17 protein-coding genes are annotated in these 19,374 nt (G+C 64.2%); 5 read left to right on the top strand and 12 right to left on the bottom strand.

The window, feature by feature from the left end; genetic code table 11:
* Positions 1-22 precede the first annotated feature (22 nt).
* The 5 genes from OCW50_RS14825 to OCW50_RS14805 form a co-directional block, all read right to left on the bottom strand.
* On the bottom strand, positions 23-751 hold the full coding sequence (locus tag OCW50_RS14825; RefSeq protein ID WP_262269655.1) for a transporter substrate-binding domain-containing protein: 729 nt from the start codon (positions 749-751) through the stop codon (positions 23-25).
* 139 nt (positions 752-890) lie between these two features.
* Positions 891-1,547, bottom strand: coding sequence for an amino acid ABC transporter permease (locus OCW50_RS14820; protein WP_262269654.1), 657 nt, complete (start codon positions 1,545-1,547; stop codon positions 891-893).
* A gap of 12 nt (positions 1,548-1,559) precedes the next feature.
* Positions 1,560-2,234 (bottom strand): amino acid ABC transporter permease, encoded by a 675-nt coding sequence (locus tag OCW50_RS14815; protein ID WP_262269653.1) that lies wholly within the window; start codon positions 2,232-2,234, stop codon positions 1,560-1,562.
* Positions 2,235-2,368: 134 nt separating this feature from the next.
* Positions 2,369-3,127, bottom strand: coding sequence for a 2-keto-4-pentenoate hydratase (locus tag OCW50_RS14810; RefSeq protein ID WP_262298094.1), 759 nt, complete (start codon positions 3,125-3,127; stop codon positions 2,369-2,371).
* A gap of 41 nt (positions 3,128-3,168) precedes the next feature.
* Positions 3,169-4,197 (bottom strand): LacI family DNA-binding transcriptional regulator, encoded by a 1,029-nt coding sequence (locus OCW50_RS14805; protein ID WP_262269651.1) that lies wholly within the window; start codon positions 4,195-4,197, stop codon positions 3,169-3,171.
* 321 nt (positions 4,198-4,518) lie between these two features.
* Between OCW50_RS14805 and OCW50_RS14800 the strand changes: the two genes are divergently transcribed.
* The 3 genes from OCW50_RS14800 to OCW50_RS14790 all read left to right on the top strand — a co-directional run bounded on the left by OCW50_RS14800 (position 4,519) and on the right by OCW50_RS14790 (position 7,893).
* Positions 4,519-5,514 (top strand): tripartite tricarboxylate transporter substrate binding protein, encoded by a 996-nt coding sequence (locus OCW50_RS14800; protein ID WP_262298093.1) that lies wholly within the window; start codon positions 4,519-4,521, stop codon positions 5,512-5,514.
* Positions 5,515-5,890: 376 nt separating this feature from the next.
* Positions 5,891-6,388, top strand: coding sequence for a tripartite tricarboxylate transporter TctB family protein (locus OCW50_RS14795; protein WP_262298092.1), 498 nt, complete (start codon positions 5,891-5,893; stop codon positions 6,386-6,388).
* Positions 6,388-7,893 carry a tripartite tricarboxylate transporter permease gene (locus OCW50_RS14790; protein WP_262298138.1) on the top strand — a complete coding sequence of 502 codons (1,506 nt, stop codon included), beginning with the start codon at positions 6,388-6,390 and terminating at the stop codon, positions 7,891-7,893. Before OCW50_RS14795 ends, OCW50_RS14790 begins: the two co-directional genes overlap by 1 nt.
* A 261-nt stretch (positions 7,894-8,154) precedes the next feature.
* Here OCW50_RS14790 and OCW50_RS14785 read toward each other — a convergent pair whose 3' ends face one another.
* Complete coding sequence (locus OCW50_RS14785; RefSeq protein ID WP_262298091.1) at positions 8,155-9,048, bottom strand: LysR family transcriptional regulator; 894 nt, start codon at positions 9,046-9,048, stop codon at positions 8,155-8,157.
* A 144-nt stretch (positions 9,049-9,192) separates the two neighbouring features.
* Between OCW50_RS14785 and OCW50_RS14780 the strand changes: the two genes are divergently transcribed.
* Positions 9,193-10,158, top strand: coding sequence for an MBL fold metallo-hydrolase (locus OCW50_RS14780; RefSeq protein WP_373371400.1), 966 nt, complete (start codon positions 9,193-9,195; stop codon positions 10,156-10,158).
* 34 nt (positions 10,159-10,192) lie between these two features.
* Entirely contained in the window at positions 10,193-10,855 is a 663-nt protein-coding gene (locus OCW50_RS14775) for a pyridoxamine 5'-phosphate oxidase family protein (RefSeq protein ID WP_262298090.1), read from the top strand.
* 397 nt (positions 10,856-11,252) lie between these two features.
* Here OCW50_RS14775 and OCW50_RS14770 read toward each other — a convergent pair whose 3' ends face one another.
* From OCW50_RS14770 to OCW50_RS14745, 6 genes are read right to left on the bottom strand one after another with little or no spacing between them, the layout of a single operon-like run.
* Positions 11,253-12,665: an FAD-dependent oxidoreductase gene (locus OCW50_RS14770; RefSeq protein ID WP_262298089.1), complete on the bottom strand. Its 1,413-nt coding sequence runs from the start codon at positions 12,663-12,665 to the stop codon at positions 11,253-11,255.
* Positions 12,662-13,276 carry a cysteine hydrolase family protein gene (locus OCW50_RS14765; protein ID WP_262269643.1) on the bottom strand — a complete coding sequence of 205 codons (615 nt, stop codon included), beginning with the start codon at positions 13,274-13,276 and terminating at the stop codon, positions 12,662-12,664. Before OCW50_RS14765 ends, OCW50_RS14770 begins: the two co-directional genes overlap by 4 nt.
* A complete protein-coding gene (locus OCW50_RS14760) occupies positions 13,273-15,336 on the bottom strand; it encodes a hydantoinase/oxoprolinase family protein (protein ID WP_262298088.1) in 2,064 nt (687 codons plus the stop codon). The genes OCW50_RS14765 and OCW50_RS14760 overlap by 4 nt, the downstream gene beginning before the upstream one ends.
* Positions 15,333-17,066 (bottom strand): hydantoinase B/oxoprolinase family protein, encoded by a 1,734-nt coding sequence (locus OCW50_RS14755; RefSeq protein ID WP_262298087.1) that lies wholly within the window; start codon positions 17,064-17,066, stop codon positions 15,333-15,335. Before OCW50_RS14755 ends, OCW50_RS14760 begins: the two co-directional genes overlap by 4 nt.
* Positions 17,063-17,941 carry an isocitrate lyase/PEP mutase family protein gene (locus OCW50_RS14750; RefSeq protein WP_262269640.1) on the bottom strand — a complete coding sequence of 293 codons (879 nt, stop codon included), beginning with the start codon at positions 17,939-17,941 and terminating at the stop codon, positions 17,063-17,065. Before OCW50_RS14750 ends, OCW50_RS14755 begins: the two co-directional genes overlap by 4 nt.
* Positions 17,938-19,368: an MmgE/PrpD family protein gene (locus OCW50_RS14745; protein WP_262298086.1), complete on the bottom strand. Its 1,431-nt coding sequence runs from the start codon at positions 19,366-19,368 to the stop codon at positions 17,938-17,940. Before OCW50_RS14745 ends, OCW50_RS14750 begins: the two co-directional genes overlap by 4 nt.
* Positions 19,369-19,374 lie beyond the last annotated feature (6 nt).

Genomic DNA, 19,374 nt, shown 5'->3' with positions numbered 1-19,374 from the left:
GTCGACATCGGCGATCTCCGGTTCAGGGCTTCTTCATTTCAGGCAAATCCGCCCCAACCCACTTTTTATAGGTCGCGGCCAAAGCACCGCTCTTCTGCTGCTCGGCGACGAAATCATTGACGGCCTTGAGGAGCTCGTCCTGGCCGGGACGCAGGGCAATGCCGTGCACTTGCTCGCGAAGCGTCAGCTTGGTGTCGAACTGACCCGGCGCCACCTTCTCGATCTCGCCGACCACGGGAGTGGCTGCCCCGATCACATCCACCTGACCGGACAGCAATGCCTGAACCGCGGAAGCGTCGTCGTCGAAGCGGCGGATTTGGGTGCCTTCCGGCGCAATGGCCGTAAGCGACACATCCTGCGTGCTGGCGCGGGCCACGCCCACCGTCACCGTCTTGAGATCGGACGGCTCCTTAACGACTGCACTCTTCTTCCCATATACGACGATGCGGATGCCCGCATAAGGATCGGAGAACGCCACTTGCTTCGCCCGTTCCGGCGTGATGGCCAGGGACGCGACCAGCATGTCGACCTTGCCGGTGAGCAGGAAAGGAATGCGGTTCGGCCCCGTAACCGGCACGATGTTGGCTTTTACGCCCAGGTGCTTGGCAAGGGCCTTGGCGATGTCCGCGTCGAAGCCGTCCGGCTGGCCTTCAAGGTTCGTAATTCCGAAGGGTGGAAAATCCACCAGCATGCCGACGGTGACCTGTCCCTTTTTCTTGATCTCATCGACCGTTTGAGCCTTCGCGGCCATCGTGGCGCCGACGGATACCGCGAGGACCGCACCGAGGGCGAGAGCCCTGCGGAATTTTCCGAGGTGGGATGACCAGTTCATGAGAAACTCCCTATGCTGAAGTGCTTGTTGGATCGGGGCGCGATGCCCCGTCGCTCCGCTACCTTGCACTGGCTGCGGCGAAGCGGCGTTCCAGTCGCATGCTGATGTGCGACAGCGGCCAGCACAGGGCAAAATAAATGGCTGCCACGGTGCCGAATACGAGAAACGGTTTGAAGGTTGCGTTGTTGATGATCTGCCCAGCGCGCGTGACCTCGGTGAAGCCGATGATGGCGGCGAGCGATGTGGCCTTGATGAGTTGCACCAGGAACCCCACCGTCGGCGGCAGAGCAATCTTGAACGCTTGAGGCAGGATGATGTAGCGCATCAGGCTCGGGTAATGCAGACCGAGCGCGCCGGCGGCCTCCCACTGCCCCCTCGGCACGGCCTGGATGCAGCCGCGCCAGATCTCGCCCAGGAATGCGCTGGCGTTCAGGGTCAGCGCAATCGCCGCCGCAACCCAGGGATTGAGGTCGAGCCCCAAGGTGTTCGCGCCGAAGAACACGAGGAACAATTGCATCAGGAGAGGCGTGCCTTGGAAGACCTGGATGAATCCCCCGGCCGTCGCGGACAGGATCTTCAGGGGCGAGACCCGCATGAGAGCGATGGCCAAGCCGCCGACGATCCCGCCGGCGAAGGCAATCAGGGACAGCAGCACCGTCCACCGTGCTGCCGCCAGAATGAACAGGAACTCGTTGGTGCCGAACTGGCGAAGCATATCGGTTACTCCTCAGCGCCGGTCAGGATAGGAGAACGTCATGCGGTAGATCATGGAGAACAGGCCCGAGAATGCCAGTGACATGACCAGGTACATGAGCGTCACCACGAGATAGACTTCGAAGCTCGTGAAGGTCAGGGACTGGATGTTGTTGGCTATCGATGTCAGATCATCGGCCGAGATGGCCGAGACGACGCTCGACGTCAGCATCAGCAGAATGAACTGGCTGGTCAGAGCCGGATATACCGTCCGGAGCGCCGGCTTCAGGATGACGTAGCGAAACACCTGCAGGGGTTTCAGCCCGAGCGCGAGACCGGCCTCGACCTGACCCCTATGGATCGACTCGATGCCTGCGCGGATGATCTCGGTTGCGTAGGCGCCGACATTCACCACCATGGCGAGGAGCGCGGCGGCATTGGGCGACAGTCGCAACCCGAGCGTCGGCAGGCCGAAGAAAATGAAAAAAATCTGAACCAGAAACGGTGTGTTGCGGATGATCTCGATATAGCCGTTGACGATCAGCCGAAGGGACTTGGGCCCCGAGGTTTTGATCCAGGCGCAGATGATCGCAACGACGAGACCGAGCAGCATCGCTCCCGCCGACAGCTGGATCGTCAGCCAAGCACCGGCCAGAAGCTCTCGATAGGATTCCAGCACCGGGCCGAACCGGAAGGTGTAGGTCAACATCTCCTCCCCGCAGCAAAGGCCAACGACGACGCGCAATCCTCGAGCGGATTGTCGTCCGCGATGTCGGTCATCGCTCTTTGGACCAAACGCTATTAGATCGATCTAAATGACGCAAGGACCAAAAGAGCCATTGCTCAAACGATTTCCAGAACCGCCTCGCCGATCCCGTCGAAGGAGGCACGCACTTGGGTGCCCGGCCCCACGAACAGGGTACCTGTCCAGGATCCCGTCGTGATGGTTGCGTCTGCCGCCAGTCCGCCCTGGCTTGCCGCTCCGCCATTGGCGAGCCAGATCAGGAGATTGACCGCATCTCCGGCCGAGTTTCCGCCAGCCTTGCGCACGGCAGGCTCTCCGTTCAGGTCCAGCTGGACCATCTGCTTCTGCGGATCGACCTCGAACCCGTGTGCCCGCCCTTCACCGATGATAAGCGCTCCATGATTGAACTGGTCGACGATCTGGCTCGGCCGCTCGACGATGCCCCAGGCGGCAAAGCGCGTATCGACGATTTCGATTGCGGCATGAACCGAACCGATGGCCGCGAGCACCTCGGCCCGGGTATAGGGCTCCGCCCGGACCGGCAGGGGATGCGCGAGGGTGTAGGCGATTTCAGCCTCCACGCCGATCACATTGAAGCCTCTCCTGCCCAGTTGGGCCGGCGAGAGGTGGATCGTCGACGCGGTCAGGCCGGCGCGGAACGGCTCGGATGCCGGACTGTCCGCGCCCACCTTCCATCCCGTGACGGCCCCGAGCCGCGCCAGAAGGGCATCCTGCCATCCATAAGCCTGGGCGAGGGTGTCGGGGGTCGCTTCGGGCTTGAGCCGCACCGGCCGCGGTCCGCCTCGGCGGGCGGCCATCAGGCTGTCAAGGGCCAAACTCATCTGGGCATGAGCCATCATGTTCTCCGTTCGAATCCGTTCTCAAAAGGCAGCTTCTCTCAGGCGACCCTCTGGGATCGCAGCGCCCCGCAGGATGCGCGCACCACCAGACGGGTCGGGAGGATCACGCGCTCCGGCAGCCCGTGCGGGTCGGCGATCCGGCGCAGGAGCAACCGAGCGGCGTCCTGCCCGATCTGGTTCGGCAGGGTTGCAACGGTGGTGAGCGGCGGGCGGCTCAGGCTCGCCTCCGCCACATCGTCGAAGCCGACGACGGCGAGGTCGACGCCGGGCTCCAGGCCCCGATCGCTGAGGCCCAGGAGCATGCCGAAGGCGACCACGTCATTGAAGCAGATCGCTGCCGTAGCGGCCTCATCCTGCTCCAGAACCGCGGCAACGGCATCCATGCCGGCCTGACGCGTCAGCGGCGTCTTGAGAATGAAATCGGGCGAGAGGCCATGGCGGCGCATGCAGGCGACAAAGCCGTCCCGCCGCTCTCGATAGGCCGAATGCATGTGCTCGCCGCCGACGAAGGCAATGCGCCGATGCCCAAGCCTGATGAGATGCTCCGTCGCCCGATCCATCCCGATTTCATAATCCGCCCCCGCGTAATCGCCCTGCGGCGATATATGCCGAAGCGCCTGCACGAATGGAAATTTCCAGGCATCGAGCCGGGAAATCAGGTCCTTAGTCGTGCCGACCGCCGGGCAGATGATGATCCCGTCGGCTCCATGCTCCCGCATGCGAAGAATGACCCGCTCCTGCTTGGCGACGGATTCGTTGCTGTCGGCAAGAAACAGAGCAAGGCCCGCCTCGTCCAAGATCTGGTCGACGCCTGCCGCCAGCTCGGCGAAGAAAGGATTGCTGAGCCCGGGAACCAGCAGGCCGACGGTTCGGCTCCGGGACGCTCGCATGCTCGCGGCGCTTCGGTTGTAAACGTAGCCGAGTTCGTCAAGGATCCTCTGCACCTTGATGCGCGTACTCTCCGCGACAAGAGGACTGCTGCGCAGAACGAGGGACACGGTCGCACGAGAAACGCCGGCACGCTCCGCAACGTCCGCAAGCGTCAAGCGATCTGGTCTTCCCGCCATCTGGGATTCCTTCCCCGGAATTTAGATCGATCTAAATTCGTGATGTTCCAGATGTCAATCGCAGTTGGCCAATCCTTCGGAAGCTGCCCCGTAAGGCTGCGGGAGTCCCGGCCCGAAGCCCGACCTTTGACGCACCAGCAGGGCGGCCGGCCAGACGAAGATCACGAGCAATCCCGGCAAACCGCAGCAGCCGCGCGCCGAGCAATACCAAAGAATCTCGGAGAAAGCGGTTGCAGCGTCGGAAAGGCTACCTAGAATGACCCAAGGTCAAGCGTCGGGAACAGGCGAGGCCATGGCTGGATAATCGCCCGGAGGAAATGCATGACTTCGTTCACGAGACGCGGTTTTGTCGCGTCGGCGTCCACTGTATTTGCAAGTTCAGCACTTGGACTAAGACCAAGCTTCTCACAATCGAATTATCCCAGTCGTCCCATCACCCTCATTTGCCCCTGGGGCGCGGGTGGCGGCACCGATGCGACCGCGCGCATCATCGCGCAGGTGATGGAGCAGAAACTCGGCCAGCCGGTCAACGTGGTGAACCGTACGGGCGGGAACGGCGTGGTCGGACACTCGGCGATTTCGGCTGCACCACCGGATGGCTACACAATCGGACTTCTCACCGTTGAGATTGCCATGATGCATTGGCAGGGACTGACGGAGCTGACGCCCAGAAACTACGCGCCCCTTGCGCTGATGAATGTTGACGCCCCCGCCATCCAGGTGAAGGCCGACAGTCCCTACAAGGATATCAAGGAGCTCGCCGACGCCATCAAGGCGGCGCCTCCCGGCAAGTTGAAGGCTTCGGGGACCGGCCAAGGCGGGATCTGGCATTTGGCCCTCGTGGGATGGCTGCAATCGTTGGGTCTTCAACCCAATCACGTGGCCTGGGTGCCCTCGAACGGCGCCGCGCCGGGGATGCAGGACCTGGCGGCCGGCGGAATCGATATCGTGCCTTGCTCGCTGCCTGAAGCCCGTCCGATGATCGATGCGGGCCGGGCCAAGAGCCTCGCCATCCTGGCAGCGGAACGGAATCCGCAATTCCCCAGCGTGCCGACGCTCAACGAGCAGATGGGCTCCCATAAATCGGTCGGTGTGTGGCGCGGCATTGCCGGCCCCAAAGCCCTTCCGCCCGAGATTCAAGACAAGTTGGTTTCCGTCCTCAAGGACGTTTACGCTTCCAAGGAGTACAAGGAATTCATGAGCGGGCGGGGCTTCGGGATCCAATGGGCCGAAAAAGCCGAATTCGGTCAATTCATGGATGAGTCCGATCGGCAAATGGGCGAGGCCATGAAGGCCGCGGGGTTGGCGAAGGCCTAGAGCATCGGACGTGACAAGTGGACCCACTCTTGGGATCGGATCCGATGCTCAAGCCTTTGAGCGGCGCACCGTTCGGCGCGAAAAACCGGGTCCACCTTTTCGCACGGTGCGCTCGAGCATCGGACCCAAAAGTGGACACCACTTTTGGGATCGATTCCGATGCTCCACTCTTGGCTGGCGCACCGTTGACTGCAAAAAACCGGGTCCACTTTTTCGCACGGTGCGCTGGACCGTCCAGCGCCGGAGCAGTTCCGAACTGCCCGGCCGCCATCCTGCCGACCCGTGACAGCGAGATCTGCACGTGGCTTGTCCGGTCTCCTGCTTCGGTCAAGGCGCCCGGATCGTTCCCATTCAACCAGCCGAGGAGGGCCCGTCCATGCGTCTGTCGGATCGCATCACCGGTTCGTTTGTCGCGGTTTTAGGCGTGTTGGCGACCTATGGCGGCTCCCAGCTTCCCCCCGTCCCCGGTCAGGACGTCGGGCCCAGCGCGTTCCCGATCGTGATTGGCATCGGCCTCGTCCTCTGCGGGGCCATGATCGCTCTCGGAATCGGGCATAGCTTCGAGGAGGAAGCCGAGGCCGACCTTGCCGCAGTCGAGGGGCCTCCGCAGCGGGCGCAGCCTGCGGATTCTCCGATCCATAAGCTGCGCGCGCTGCTGCCGCCCGGTCTGCTTCTCTTCTACGTCTATGCAGCCGACCGTCTCGGATTCGTTCCCACGGCGGCCATCATGATCTTCGCCGCCTCGGTCGCTTTCGGTGCCCGGCTGCGCGTTGCTCTTTCTCTGGCCATCCTCGCGCCGGTTGCCATTCATCTCGTATTCTACAAGCTCCTGCGTGTCCCGCTGCCTCCCGGCCTTCTCCCGATGCCTTGGTGATCATGAGCGAACTCATTGAAGCCTTCCGCCTCGTCGTTGCCCCCGATGTGCTGATCGCGATCCTGCTGTCGTCGATTTACGGCCTTGTGATCGGATCGCTCCCCGGCCTGTCGGCCACGATGGCGACGGCGCTGCTCGTACCGGTCACCTTCTATCTCTCGCCGATCGCGGCGGTGGCCACGATCATCGCGGCCTCGGCCATGGCAATCTTCTCCGGCGATATTCCAGGCTGCCTGCTGCGCATCCCCGGAACTCCTGCTTCCGCCGCCTACACGGACGAGGCCTATGCCTTGACCCGCAAGGGGCAGCCTGAAATCGCCCTTGGGGCCGGTCTCTGGTTCAGTGCCCTCGGCGGAATCGCAGGAACGATCTCCCTCGTGGTCATGGCCCCGCTCCTTGCCGAGTTGGCCCTGAACTTTTCGACGTTCGAATACTTCTGGCTCGCCTTCCTCGGACTGATGTGCGCGACATTGGTGGCGCGGTCGTCGCCCGTGAAGGCAATCGCCAGCATGCTGCTCGGGCTGCTCGTGGCCTGCATCGGCATGGAGAACCCGGGCGGCGTCCCGCGCTTCACCTTCGGCCTGTCTGATCTGCTGGGCGGCGTCGAGGCCATTCCGGTCCTGGTTGGCGTCTTCGCCGTATCCGAGGTGATCCGCGCCTTGGTCTCGCCCGAGCCGCCCCCCCTGCCCCGCCGCAGGTTCGGCAGCATCCTGGCAGGCCAGCTCGCCCTGACTCGCAAATACTGGCGCCAAATGACCCGGGGCAACATCGTGGGCATCATCATCGGCGTTCTGCCGGGAGCCGGCGCCGACATGGCGGCGTGGGTCAGCTATGCCATGTCGAAGCGATTCTCCAAGGAGCAGCATAAATTCGGCACCGGCCATCCGGAAGGGCTCGTGGAAGCTGGCGCGAGCAACAACGCGAGCCTTGCGAGCGGCTGGGTTCCGTCGCTGCTGTTCGGCATCCCCGGCGACACGATCACCGCGATTGCCATCGGAGTCCTGTACATGAAGGGCCTCAATCCGGGCCCGACGCTCTTTACCGAGAGGGCGTCGAGCATGTACGCGCTCTACATCATCTTTATTCTGGCCAACATCCTGATGATCCCCCTGGGGATCATCATGATCCGTTTGGCGAGCCAGGTTCTGCGAGCGCCGCGGGCTACGGTCATGCCGGTCATTCTCGTCTGCTGCGCCGTTGGAGCCTTCGCGACCGGGAACAACCTGTTCGCGATCGTTCTCGTCGCGGTATTCGGCGTGATTGGTTACGTGATGGAGAACAACGGCTATCCCGTCGCCGCGATGGTGCTCGGCATCGTGATGGGCACGATGGTCGAGCAGAGCTTCGTTACCTCGTTGATCAAGTCTGACGGAAGCCTGCTGCCATTCTTCGAGCGTCCTGTTTCGGCCGTTCTTGCTGCGATGACCATTTCCGCTTTGCTCTGGCCCGCCTTCATCTGGCTGTGGAAACGGATCCGGCCCCGGCCGCAGGAGCACGCGCTGTGACGACAGGAGTGATCTGCGCCCATCGAAGAATTCTGTCGCCTGTGAAAGGGTCGATCCGATGACGGCTCTGCCATCAAGGATCTTCTGGCCGGACTCGGGCGCCTCGACGTGCTCGTGAACGCAGCAGTCGTGATCCGGCGGGACTCGGCCAGACGAGACATTCCCAAGCTCCTTTGACGCCAGGAGCGCTCCGATTGGAGGCCGCCATTGCAAGGTGAGAGGAAGGCTGACCGGACCGGGGGTGAATTGCAGGGCCCAACGTCATGATAGTCGAACTCGGAGCCGCGGCGCCGCCCAATCGATGAAGGCCCGAGCCTTGGGTGCGAGCCGACCTCCTTCGGGATAGACAAGGCTCACCGGCATGGGCTCGGGGGCGAAGTCTCCGAGAATTGCAAGCAGGGCACCCGAGCGCAACTCCTGCTCGATTTGGTATGACAGGAGACGCACAATCCCCAAACCCGCGACTGCAGCGGCCACGGCAGCTTCGGTCGAGTTCACAGCGAGGCGCGTCCGCGGCTCGGCCGTCCAAGCCGGGCTGTCGCCGCGATAGCGCCACTCGGGCGCGCGCTCGAACCCCTGGAACGTAATGCCCTCATGCGCCGCGAGCTCACCTGGCGTCCTGGGGACTCCGCGTCGGGCCAGGTAGGCAGGGCTGGCGCAGGCAATCCGGCGGATCGCGCCAACCTTCGTCGCCCGTAAGCCGCCATCGACCAAATGGCCAATGCGAACGGCAACATCGATGTGTTCCTCGACCAGGTCCACTTGGCGGTCATTGAGCAGGAGCCGCAGGTCGATATCAGGGTGCTCCATCAGGAAGTCGAGAGCGATCGGCAAGACATGAAGTCGACCGAACATCGTCGGCGCCGTCACGTGAAGCTCACCCCTGAGCGCAGTGTACTCGCCCGCCGCCTCGCGCTCTGCTTCCCCGACTTGCTCCAGGATGCGCTTGGCCGCCTCCACATAGGCGCGGCCCGCGTCGGTCAGCTCGACCCGTCGGCTTGTGCGCACCAGAAGCTGAGCGTTCAGGTGGCGCTCGAGATCCGCAACCTTGCGGCTCACCGTAGCGAGGGGAGCGCGCAGGCGGCGCGAGGCGGCCGACAGGCTCCCCTCCTCCACGACGGCGATCAGAACGGTCATGGCGTCCAAGCGGTCCATAGCGCCTTCCAAAAAATGAGAGGGAAGGTCTCATACTGGCAGGATATCGCTGGGAAAAGGAAGGGTCTAGTGTCAGCTCGGCCTCGGGCATCGACACCAATCAGGTTCAATAGCCCGGCTGACCCAGATCTGGAGCCTGATCCCATGCCCCTGTCGCTCTCCCGTCGCGCTTTCACCTTCGGCCTTCCGACTGCCGGTTTCATGGCCGGTGCCCGGACATCCCCTGTGCGAGCCGCAAGCAGTCAGGCCGCCTCCCAGGTCACGCCGCTCGCGCAACTGAAGGTGGGCCGCTTCACCGTGACGGCCCTGTCGGACGGCTACGCGGATATGCCCTATGGCTACTTCCCGGGCCGCACGCCCGAGCAGGTCGAAACCGCGGCCAAGGCCCAGTTCACGGCACGGCCGAGCGGTGTGCGCTTTCTGTTCAATCAATATCTCGTCGAGGATGGATCGAGCCGCATCCTGATTGATGCCGGACCTGCCGGCACGCTGGGCCAGACCGGGCGCCTTCCCCAAGCGCTCGCCGCGTGCGGGCTGAGCCCGGATCACATCGATGCCGTGATCGTCACCCATATGCACCAGGATCACCTGGGCGGCCTTGTCGTGGGAGGGCGCCGTGTCTTCCCGCAGGCGGAGGTGTATGTCGACCGGCGCGACATCGCGCATTGGACCGATCCGGGCAAGCAGGCCGCCGCGCCCGACTATCTCCAAGCCAGCTTCCAGCTCTCGTCCGACCTCGTTCGCCTGTATCCGAAGCTCCAGGCCACCCAGGGCGACCACCAGATCACACGCGGCGTGTCCCTTGTTGACCTTGCGGGACATACTCCAGGTCACATCGGCGTGCGGATCGAAGATGGGGGACAAAGCCTGATCATGGTCTCCGACATGCTCTTCCCGGTGGTGCACCCGGCCATGGGAACCGATGTGAACTTCCTGATGGAGGCGGATCGGCCGGCTGCACAAGCCATGCGGGCCCGCTTCTTTCCCCGCGCAGCCGAGGAAGGTGCGCTCATTGCAGCAACGCACATGCCTTTCCCTGGTCTCGGCCGGATCGTGTCCGACCAAGGCCGTCTGCGTTGGCATGCCGCGGACTGGGCCTACCAGGACTGATGCCGCGATCTTCCTGATTTCCACGAGGTTGACCATGCTCCACAGATGGCTCGAGATCGCGTCGACCCCTTCCGTGAAGGCCGCGCGTGAGCGCTACGGAAGTGCCGCCCAGTATGCGCGCCTGGATGGCACGCTGGGCGGGACTGGTCCGGTCCGCAACGACCGGCTCGGTCAAGCAGAGTCTGATTTCATCTCGGGGCGCGACGGGTTCTATCTCGCCTCCGTCTCCGAAGCCGGCTGGCCTTACGTGCAGTACCGGGGTGGCCCGGCGGGATTTCTGCGGGTCCTGGACGATCGCACGCTCGGTTTCGCGGATTTCCGGGGCAATCGGCAATATGTGACGACCGGCAACGTCGCGGCGAACGACCAAGTCTCGCTGTTCCTGATGGACTACGCTCATCAGCGGCGGCTCAAGATCTTCGGGCACTTGCGGATGATCGATGCGAGCGCGGATCCCGAACTGGTCGCAACCCTTGCCGTGCCGGACTATGCAGCTCGTTCCGAGCGCGCAGCCCTCATCCGGGTTGAGGCTTTCGACTGGAACTGCCCTCAGCACATCACCCCTCGCTTCACGCAGGAGGAATTAGAAGGGGCGCTTATCCCGGTGCGTGCGGAGATCGAGAGCCTGCGCGCCGAGAACCAACGTCTCCGCCATCGTCTTGGCCACGACATCAGAGCAGCGAGACAGGACGAGTGAACATCTCTGGCAGCGACGAGAGCCGCACCTCTCGCAAGCCGACGGGGAGATAGAAAGTGTCCCGCCCGCCACGTCATCACCGGCCTTGTGCCGGTGATCTCGATACGAGAGGCGCCGCGCTTCACCGCATCGGGATGTCCGGCACAAGGCCGGCCATGACGTGGGGAGGGTGTTGTCACAAGGATGCGCCAGTCGTGCCCGAGGCGCATGCACCGCTCCAGGAACCGGCTGTCGGCGCCCATGCCGTAGGAGAACACCAGGAACTCGAAGGCTGCGAAGACATAGAACTGTTTCCACTGGCGTGGAATCACCTCTCGTCTTGGCCGTGCCGCATTGTTGATGGCGAACCGGATCCACTTCGCCGAAAAATGCTCTCACCTCATATGTGTGAGGCCTTTCAATTGATTTTATCCAACATCGTTCCTGCTCGGGCAGTTGCGAGGCCAGCCACTCGACCCAAGGCGACGGCTGAAAGAAGTCCGTTTCCGGATAGGTAGCCTTCCGCCTTGGAACCTGAGACACCGCAGGCCGCTCCGCCGACAGCGAAGAGATTGGGCAGGGCCGTTCCGTCCTCGCGCATGACGCGGGCGTTGCCATCGACCACAAGCCCCCCTTGGGTGTGGAACAGCGCTCCGGTGACTCTCACGGCATGAAACGGGGACTGCAGAGGTGGCGCGCCGGCGAAGTTGCGTCCGAAGTGGTCCAACCCGCCAGCCAGCTTCAGCCCATCAACATCCTCGAAAGTGACCTTGAGGCTATCAACAGGGAGGTTCGTCTGCCGCGCGAGATCCTCGACGGTTTCCGCTGTCAGAATGGCGCCGAGCGCTTCTGCTTGACGGAAATCCTCGAACTGGCGGGCAATGCCGGCGATGCGCGCATCGAAAATTGTCCAGGCAAGTCCCTCCGGTTGCCGCAGCACGACAGCCGCCTGCTCCGAATAACCGTGGCTTTCGTCGGAGAAGCGCTCGCCGCGCAGATTCACCTGAAACCCGCCTTCCGTGATCGTCGCCCATGTGATGAGAATGCCATGGGGATGCGCGACCGACCCATGCCCCTGGTGACCCGACAGGTGCCGCGTGGCGCCCCGCAGCACCTGCCCCCAGAGCAGGGCATCACCCTGATTGCCCTCGTGGCCGAAGTAAAGCGCGTTGCCGAGTTCCGGAATGTGGCGCTGCACGAGATCCTTGTTGCCGCCATAACCATTGCAGGCGAGGATGAGCATCACGCACCCGATCCTCTCCTTCGTGCCGTCAGGGCGCTCAACCTCGATTCCTGCAACACGGCCGTCCAGCTCTGCGAACAACGACGTGACACGGGCATCGCAGAGAAGATCGACGCCCGCCCGGTCCGCCGCCTCGCGCAGACGATCGACCAATTCCGTACCGGACCGGGTCGGCAGGCCGTGCATCCGGCACACGGAGTGTCCCGGATAGCGAAAATTCTCGATGACGGAAAATGGCAGGTCGTGATGATCCGCAAGCCATTCGAGTGTCGGCCCGATCGCCTCGGTCACCGTCTCCAGGAGCAGGGGATCCGGCTCGCCGCTCGCCTTGGCGGCGATATCGCGAGCGAACGACTCCGGGCTGTCGACGATGCCGGCCGCTCTCTGCCACCGGGTGCCGGGAGCGGGGATCAATCCGGCCGAGAGAGCCGTCGAGCCGCGCGGCACGGCATCCCGTTCGAGAACCAGAACATCCTGTCCGGCCTCACGGGCCGACAGGGCTGCGACGAGGCCCGCCGCGCCGGCCCCGATGATGATGACCGGAACCGTCAAGTCGAAGGCAATCCCATGCGCTGAAAGAATGCTCATGCGCCTTCGATCTCTCTCACGACCTCGGAAAGGGAAGCGACACGGCAGACTGGCCGCAAGGCATCGATGGCCGTGGCATGCACGGTAGGCGAGAAAGCCGCGCAGGCATCTTCGAGCACAACGGTGTCGAAGTCGCGCACATGCGCATCACGCACGGTCGATGCGACGCCGCCGTTGGTGACGATGCCGCAGACGAGAAGCCGCTCAATGCCGCACTTGCGCAGCACCCATTCGAGTCGGGTCATGTAGAAGGCCGAATAGGCGATCTTCTCGACGCTCAGATCGGCCGGCTGCAGGGCATCCACGAGCTGATGCCCCCAGGAGCCGGGTTGGAAGTCCCCCTTCGTGAGGAAAGGCCGAAGCTGCTTGAGATGAGGCGAGATCAGCGGCTCACCGCCTTTCGCCGGCACCAGGGTGAACTGCGTCGAGACGACATAGCCGCCCTTGGCGCGCAACAGGTCGGCCAGTGGCTTCACTCGTTCCGGAAGCGCTGCGATTTCCGGTGCTCTCTGCTCCGCCCGCCCGTAGGCGCCCTCCGGATGGAGGAAGTCGTTCTGAAGATCGACAATGAGGAGCGCCGTGCGCTCCACCGGGATGGCGGCTTTGCTCATACGGCACGCTCCACGATGATGTTGCCGAAATCGTCCACCCGCGCGTCGAGATCCGGATCGATCACGGTGGTCGCGTCAGGCTGCTCGAGAATGGCCGGCCCATGCACGACCGCGCCGGCCGGCAGGTCGAGGCGCGCATAGATGGCGGTGTCGTGCCAGCCGCCGTCGAACCAGACCGGCCGGCTGCCGAGCCTTGCCGTCTCCAGGCTCGCCGAAGACTCGGGCGCGAGCGCCGAGAGGTCGAAATGAGGCCTGCGTCCCACGGCGGCTGTGCGCAGGTTGACGATCTTGGCCGGCACCCCCGGCAGGAGGCGGCTGAACGAGGCCTGGTAGGCGCGCTCGAAAGCCTCCCGGACGACGGACGCAGTCGTTCCCGTCGTTCCGTTCTGGAGCGAGACGGGCAGCGGAACGCTGACCGTGTGGGTCTGGCCTACATAATGCATGTCGAGTTCGAACAGGATGTCGATCCGCTCGACCGAAAGGCCGGCCTCTTCTACAACCGCGCGGGAGGCTTCCGCCTCCTCGACCATGCGCTGATCGAGAGCCTCGGCGTCGAGCTGGTCGAGAAGCAGGTTCACGGTCTGCACCTGATCGTGCCGGATATCCGCGATGACACAGCCGAGCGCCGAGGTCACGCCCGGATAGCGCGGCACGAGCGCAGCCTTCAGGCCCACATCCTTGATCAGCGCTCCCACATGCAGGGCTCCCCCGCCACCGAACGGCACGGCGGCAAAGCGGCCGGGGTCATGTCCGCGCTCGATGGACACGAGGCGGATGGCGCCGGCCATCTTACCGTTGGCGACCCGCACGATGGCCTCTGCCGCCTGCATGGGATCGAGCCCGAGCGGCTCCGCCACGTGCTTGGCGATGGCGGCCTTCGCGGCCTCGACATCCAGACGAGAAAGCTTTCCACCGATGGGGCGCTCGGCGTTGATGCGCCCCAGCACGACGTTGGCATCGGTGAGCGTCGGGCGCGTGTTGCCCTGCCCATAGGCCACCGGCCCAGGGCGCGATCCCGCGCTCTCGGGCCCGACCTGGAGCAGCCCGCCCGCATCCACATGGGCGATCGAGCCTCCGCCCGCTCCGATCGTGGTGATCTCGATCATGGGCGTCCGGATGACGAGGCCGAAATCGATCGTGGTCTGCGCCGCGAGCGCCGTCTCGCCGTCGACCACGATCGATACGTCGAAGGAGGTTCCGCCGAGATCCCCCGTGATCACGTCCGGAAAGCCCGCGGCTTTCGCGATGGCGGCGGCTGCAATCACGCCCGCCGCCGGGCCGGACAGGGCCGTGCGCACAGGCAGGCGCCGGGCCGTCGCGGTGGACATGACACCGCCGTTCGACTGAACGATGTGGAACTTGCCCGAGAAATTCTCCTTTGCCAGGGCCTGATTCAGCTTGCCGAGATAGCTGCCGACCACCGGCTGAAGATAGGCGTTGAGCGCCGTCGTCGAAGTGCGCTCGAACTCGCGGATTTCAGGCAGGATCTGAGCCGAGCACTCGATGTTCTCGTTAGGCCAGACCTCTCGGGCCGCGGCAAGGGCCTTCAACTCGTTCGAGGGATTGGCATAAGCGTTGATGAAGACGATGGCGAGGGCCTCAGCGCCGCGCGCCAGCAATGTCCGGGCGATCTCCTTGACCTCGTCTGAATGGATTTCCTCCCGGATGGTTCCGTCCGCCATGGTGCGCTCGCCCACTTCGAGGCGCAGGTCGCGGTCGACGACCGGAACGAAATCCCCCCAGAGCCCCCAAGTGTTCCGTCGGTCGCGACGGCGCATCTCGAGCACGTCCCGGAACCCGCGTGTGGTGATGAGGCCGATCCGAGCCCCCTTGCGCTCCAGCAGGGCATTGGTGCCCACCGTCGTGCCGTGCACGATGGAGCCGAGCTCTGCGAGAGGTCCGAAGGACTTCAGGCCTTCGAGAAACCCGATGGCTTCGTCGCCGCGGTTCGACGGAACCTTTGCCGTACGGAACCGGGCTGCATCCTCATCGTAATAGAACAGGTCCGTGAATGTCCCGCCCACATCCACGCCGACGATCTTTCCCACGACGGCGTTCATGCGGCCGCTCCCTTTCTCAGAGCGACGGTCGCGCTCTCGTTCACTTCGCCATTCTCCGTCACCACGACGCCGTAATCCCGCGCCGCCGTCTCGGCACTGACATAGCCAAGCCGCACGTCACGGGCGACGCGCTGCGGGTCACGCTTCAGAGGATGACCCCACCCGCCTCCGCCGGGCGATTCCAGGCGCACGCGCTGTCCCGCGCGGACCTTCACGTTCGCCACCTTGGATGCCATCAGCGGCGATTGCTCGCCCTCATCCGTCTGCCAGAAGAACTGGTTCAGGGACGCGGGCAGCCCACCAGCCACGCCGAACGGCGCGAACCTTCCGCGCTCGCCGAGGAGGAATACATCCGCGTCCGTCAAGGACTCGATCTCGTAAATCGCGCCGACACCGCCGCGATGGGTTCCCGCTCCCGCGGAATCCGGCCGCAGCGCCCATTGGGTGAACATCACCGGATAGGCGGCCTCCAAGATTTCCGCCGGCGGAATCGTGGCCGTCGAAATCGGATTGTTGGCATGGTTCAGGCCATCACTCTCCGGATTGCCGCCGAGGCCTCCACCGAAGAACGAGAACATCACCCAGCGCGATCCGTCGGCGCGGTGCCCGGCCAGCGACAGAGCATTGATCGTGCCGAACGGCCCGGCCGTCGCCCGGCTCGGATCGGCTTGGGCCAGAGCGCCGAAGACGACGCCGATGACGCGCAGGATCGTCTCCGTATATCCCCCAACGGGCTTCGGCGCTTTGACGCCGAGGAGCGTCGTGCTTGGAATGACGAAGGTGATCGGCCGCAGGCAGCCGGCATTGGCCGGAACGTCGGTGAAGACGTGCTTGAGGGCCACATAGCAACAGGCGACCGCCGTGGAATAGGCGATGTTGAGCGGTCCGGCGCAGGGCGCGGAGGAGCGTGAGAAGTCCAGAACCATGGAATCGCCGGAGACGGTCAGGTCCAGGGCGATCGTGAGCCGTTCATCGGTGATGCCGTCGTTGTCGAGGTAATCCTCGAACGAATAGGTGCCGTCCGGCAGCGCACTGACGGCGGCGCGCATCATCGCCTCCGCGCGATCCGAAAAGGCGTCGAAAGCCGTAGCGATCGTCTTATCGCCATATTCGTCGAGAAGGTCCGTCAGGCGCCGCTCGCCGAGATCGAGAGCATTGAGCTGTCCGTTGAGATCGCCGAAATTCGACACCGGCACGCGGGCATTTGCCGAGAGGATCGCCAGGATGTCCTCGTTCATCACCCCTGCCCGGATGAACTTGACGGGCGGAAAGCGCACGCCCTCCTGGAAGCTTTCGGTGGCCTGCGCGTTGAAGCCACCTGGCACATTGCCGCCGATATCGAGCCAATGACCAACGGAAGCGAGCCAGCAATAGAGCTTGCCGCCCCGGAAGATCGGCCGCACGAGGCGGAAGTCATTCAGGTGCGTACCGCCGTCGTAGGGATCGTTGAACAGGAAGGTATCGCCGGGCTCCAGCCCCCCTTCCCGCTCGACCTTGTCGATCACGGCCTTCACGGCAAACGCCATTGCACCGACGAAGATGGGCAGCCCGTTCGTCCCCTGCACGAGGGTCGCTCCGGTGACGGGATGGTAAAGCCCATGGCAGGCGTCGCGGGCTTCCGCAATGATCGGGTTGAATGCGGAGCGATAGAGGGTTGCGTCCATCTCGTCCGCGATCTGCTCGAGGCGGCCTTTCAGGACGGCCAGGGTGACGGGATCGACAGCACTCATTGGCCATTCTCCCAGTCGAAGGATTTATAGCGCTCGCCGAGCGCCAGCATTTCAGGGGTGCCGATGAGACGGTTCAGCGCCGTAAAGTCGAACATGCGATCGCGGAAAGGTTCGTTGGTGCCGTGGGTGTGAAGCGAGCGGTAATAATCCTGCGCGGCTCGCGCCAGGGCACGCACGATGCCGCCCGGGAAGATCACGAGCCGGAAGCCGAGTGTGGCGAGGTCATGCGCCGATGACAGAGGCGTCTCGCCGCCCTCGACCATGTTGGCGAGGAGCGGGCGCAACGAGCCGAGGGCGGATGTGACCGCGGCGAGTTGCTCGCGAGACTTGGGAGCCTCCACGAACAGCACGTCGGCCCCCGCCTCTGCATAAAGCCGAGCCCTCTCGATCGCCGGCTCGAAGCCCTCGACGGCGACCGCATCGGTACGGGCGACAATGATGGTCTCCTCGGAAGCGCGGGCATCCGCGGCTGCCTTGATCTTGCCGGCCATTTCATCGGCAGGAATAATCGACTTGTCCTGCAAATGGCCGCAGCGCTTGGGGAAGCTCTGATCCTCGAGCTGGATTGCCGACGCGCCGGCCCGCTCGAAGATCCGCACTGTGCGTTGGACGTTGAGCGCATTGCCGTAGCCGTTATCCGCGTCCACCACGAGCGGCGTCGACACCCGGTCACGCACCAGCGCAATGGTCTCGGCGACCTCGCTCATGGACACCAGGCCGATATCGGGGCGCCCGAGGCGGGTATAGGCGATCGCCGCGCCGGACAGGTAGAGCGCCTCGAAACCCGCCTCCGTTGCGATCGATGCGGTCAGCGGATCGTAGACGCCGGGGGCGACGACGATCTTGTTCTGAAGGAGCCGTTCTCTGAAACTCATTGTGAAAAACCGTGTTGGGGAGAGCGGGCAAGAAGGTCCAAAAGCCCGCGGATGTCGGATGCGCCATCGATGGCGTCGACCGCGGCCATGATGCACTCCGCATGCGGGCCGCCCCAGACGGGCTCCGCCAGCTCACGGAACTTGGCGCACACATCCTCGGGCGAGTACGGATTTTCGGTGTCACCCTTGTTGGTGAGCACCTCGGCCGCCAATTGCCGGCCATCCCTCAGGCGTACCCGCACCCGGGCCGGGCGAAGACCCGGAAGCATCGCCGTCAGCGCTGCATCCTCACGCACCGAGACGCGGCGTGCGAGATCGCGGGCGACGGCATTCGCCTGGGCCGCTTCGCGGAAGGCCGGCACGCTGGCGCCGTCATTGACGATGTAGGTGGCGAGCGCGAACGGCAGGGAGAATTTTGCCGCGAGCATGTTCTTGGGTTCGGCCGAGTCGAGTTGCGCCGCCCAGACATAGGTATCCACCTCGATCGCCTCGATGGAGGCCGGATCGATCGATCCACCCAGCTGGCGTGTGATTTCACCGAGCGCGTCAAGGGCGCCGTGCGTGTAGCGGCAGGCCGCATGGCGCTTGAAGTAGTTGCGGACGATCTCCCAGCGCTCGCCCAGCTCCCGTACCATCTCGTCCGGCTGGAAGTTCTCAGCGATTACGGTGCCATAGACGGTCCCGACGCCGTCGGTCTCCCCGATGAAGCCGGAAGCTTGCAACTCCCAGGCCACGAGACCGAGCTGGTTCGAGAAACCCGCATAGGTGTTGCGCACGGTTCCGCCTTCTAGCATCGTGCGCCGGCTCGTGGAAAGGCCGAGGCTCGAGGCCAGATTGATGGTCTCGATGATCTTCTCCGGCGTGGCCCCTTCGAGCCGGGCTGCAGCCAGCGCAGCGCCGATCGTCCCCCAGGTGCCGTGGGGATGCATGGTCACCCGCAGTTTCGACGCGATGCCGACGCGGGACCCGATTTCATAGCCGAGGGCGATCGCCAGGATCAGGTCCGGGCCGGAACGGGCAAGGCGCTCGCTCGCCGCCAAGGCCGCCGGGACCACGTGGATTCCGGGATGTCCGCGGGCATATTGATTGCCCTCGTCCAGCTCCAGCATCGTGCCCGCAGTGCCGTTGAGCAGGCTTGCGAGCAGCGCGCTCATGCGGCGCCCGGCTCCGATCACCGGAACCTGCCCCTCTGTCCTCTCGCGCTCGCCGAGCCGCGCGACGAGGCCCCGCATCTCGGGCTCCTGCATTCCGGCCGCGATGGCGCCGATGCAATCGAGGATCACGAGCTTAGTGCGCGCGACCACGGGCTCCGGCAGGTCCGAGAACTCGATCCGGGCCGCGAAGCCGCCCCATTGCCGGAGCCATTCGGGCTGCCCGTCCTGCAGAAGGACGGATGCGGGAATGACATTCTGCGTGACGATCGTCATGAGGTC

The sequence above is a fragment of the Microvirga sesbaniae genome, from assembly GCF_025460805.1.
Taxonomy (GTDB): Bacteria; Pseudomonadota; Alphaproteobacteria; order Rhizobiales; family Beijerinckiaceae; genus Microvirga; species Microvirga sesbaniae.
Note: the sequence above shows the minus strand (reverse complement) of the source record. Positions and strands in the feature narration are given on the sequence as shown.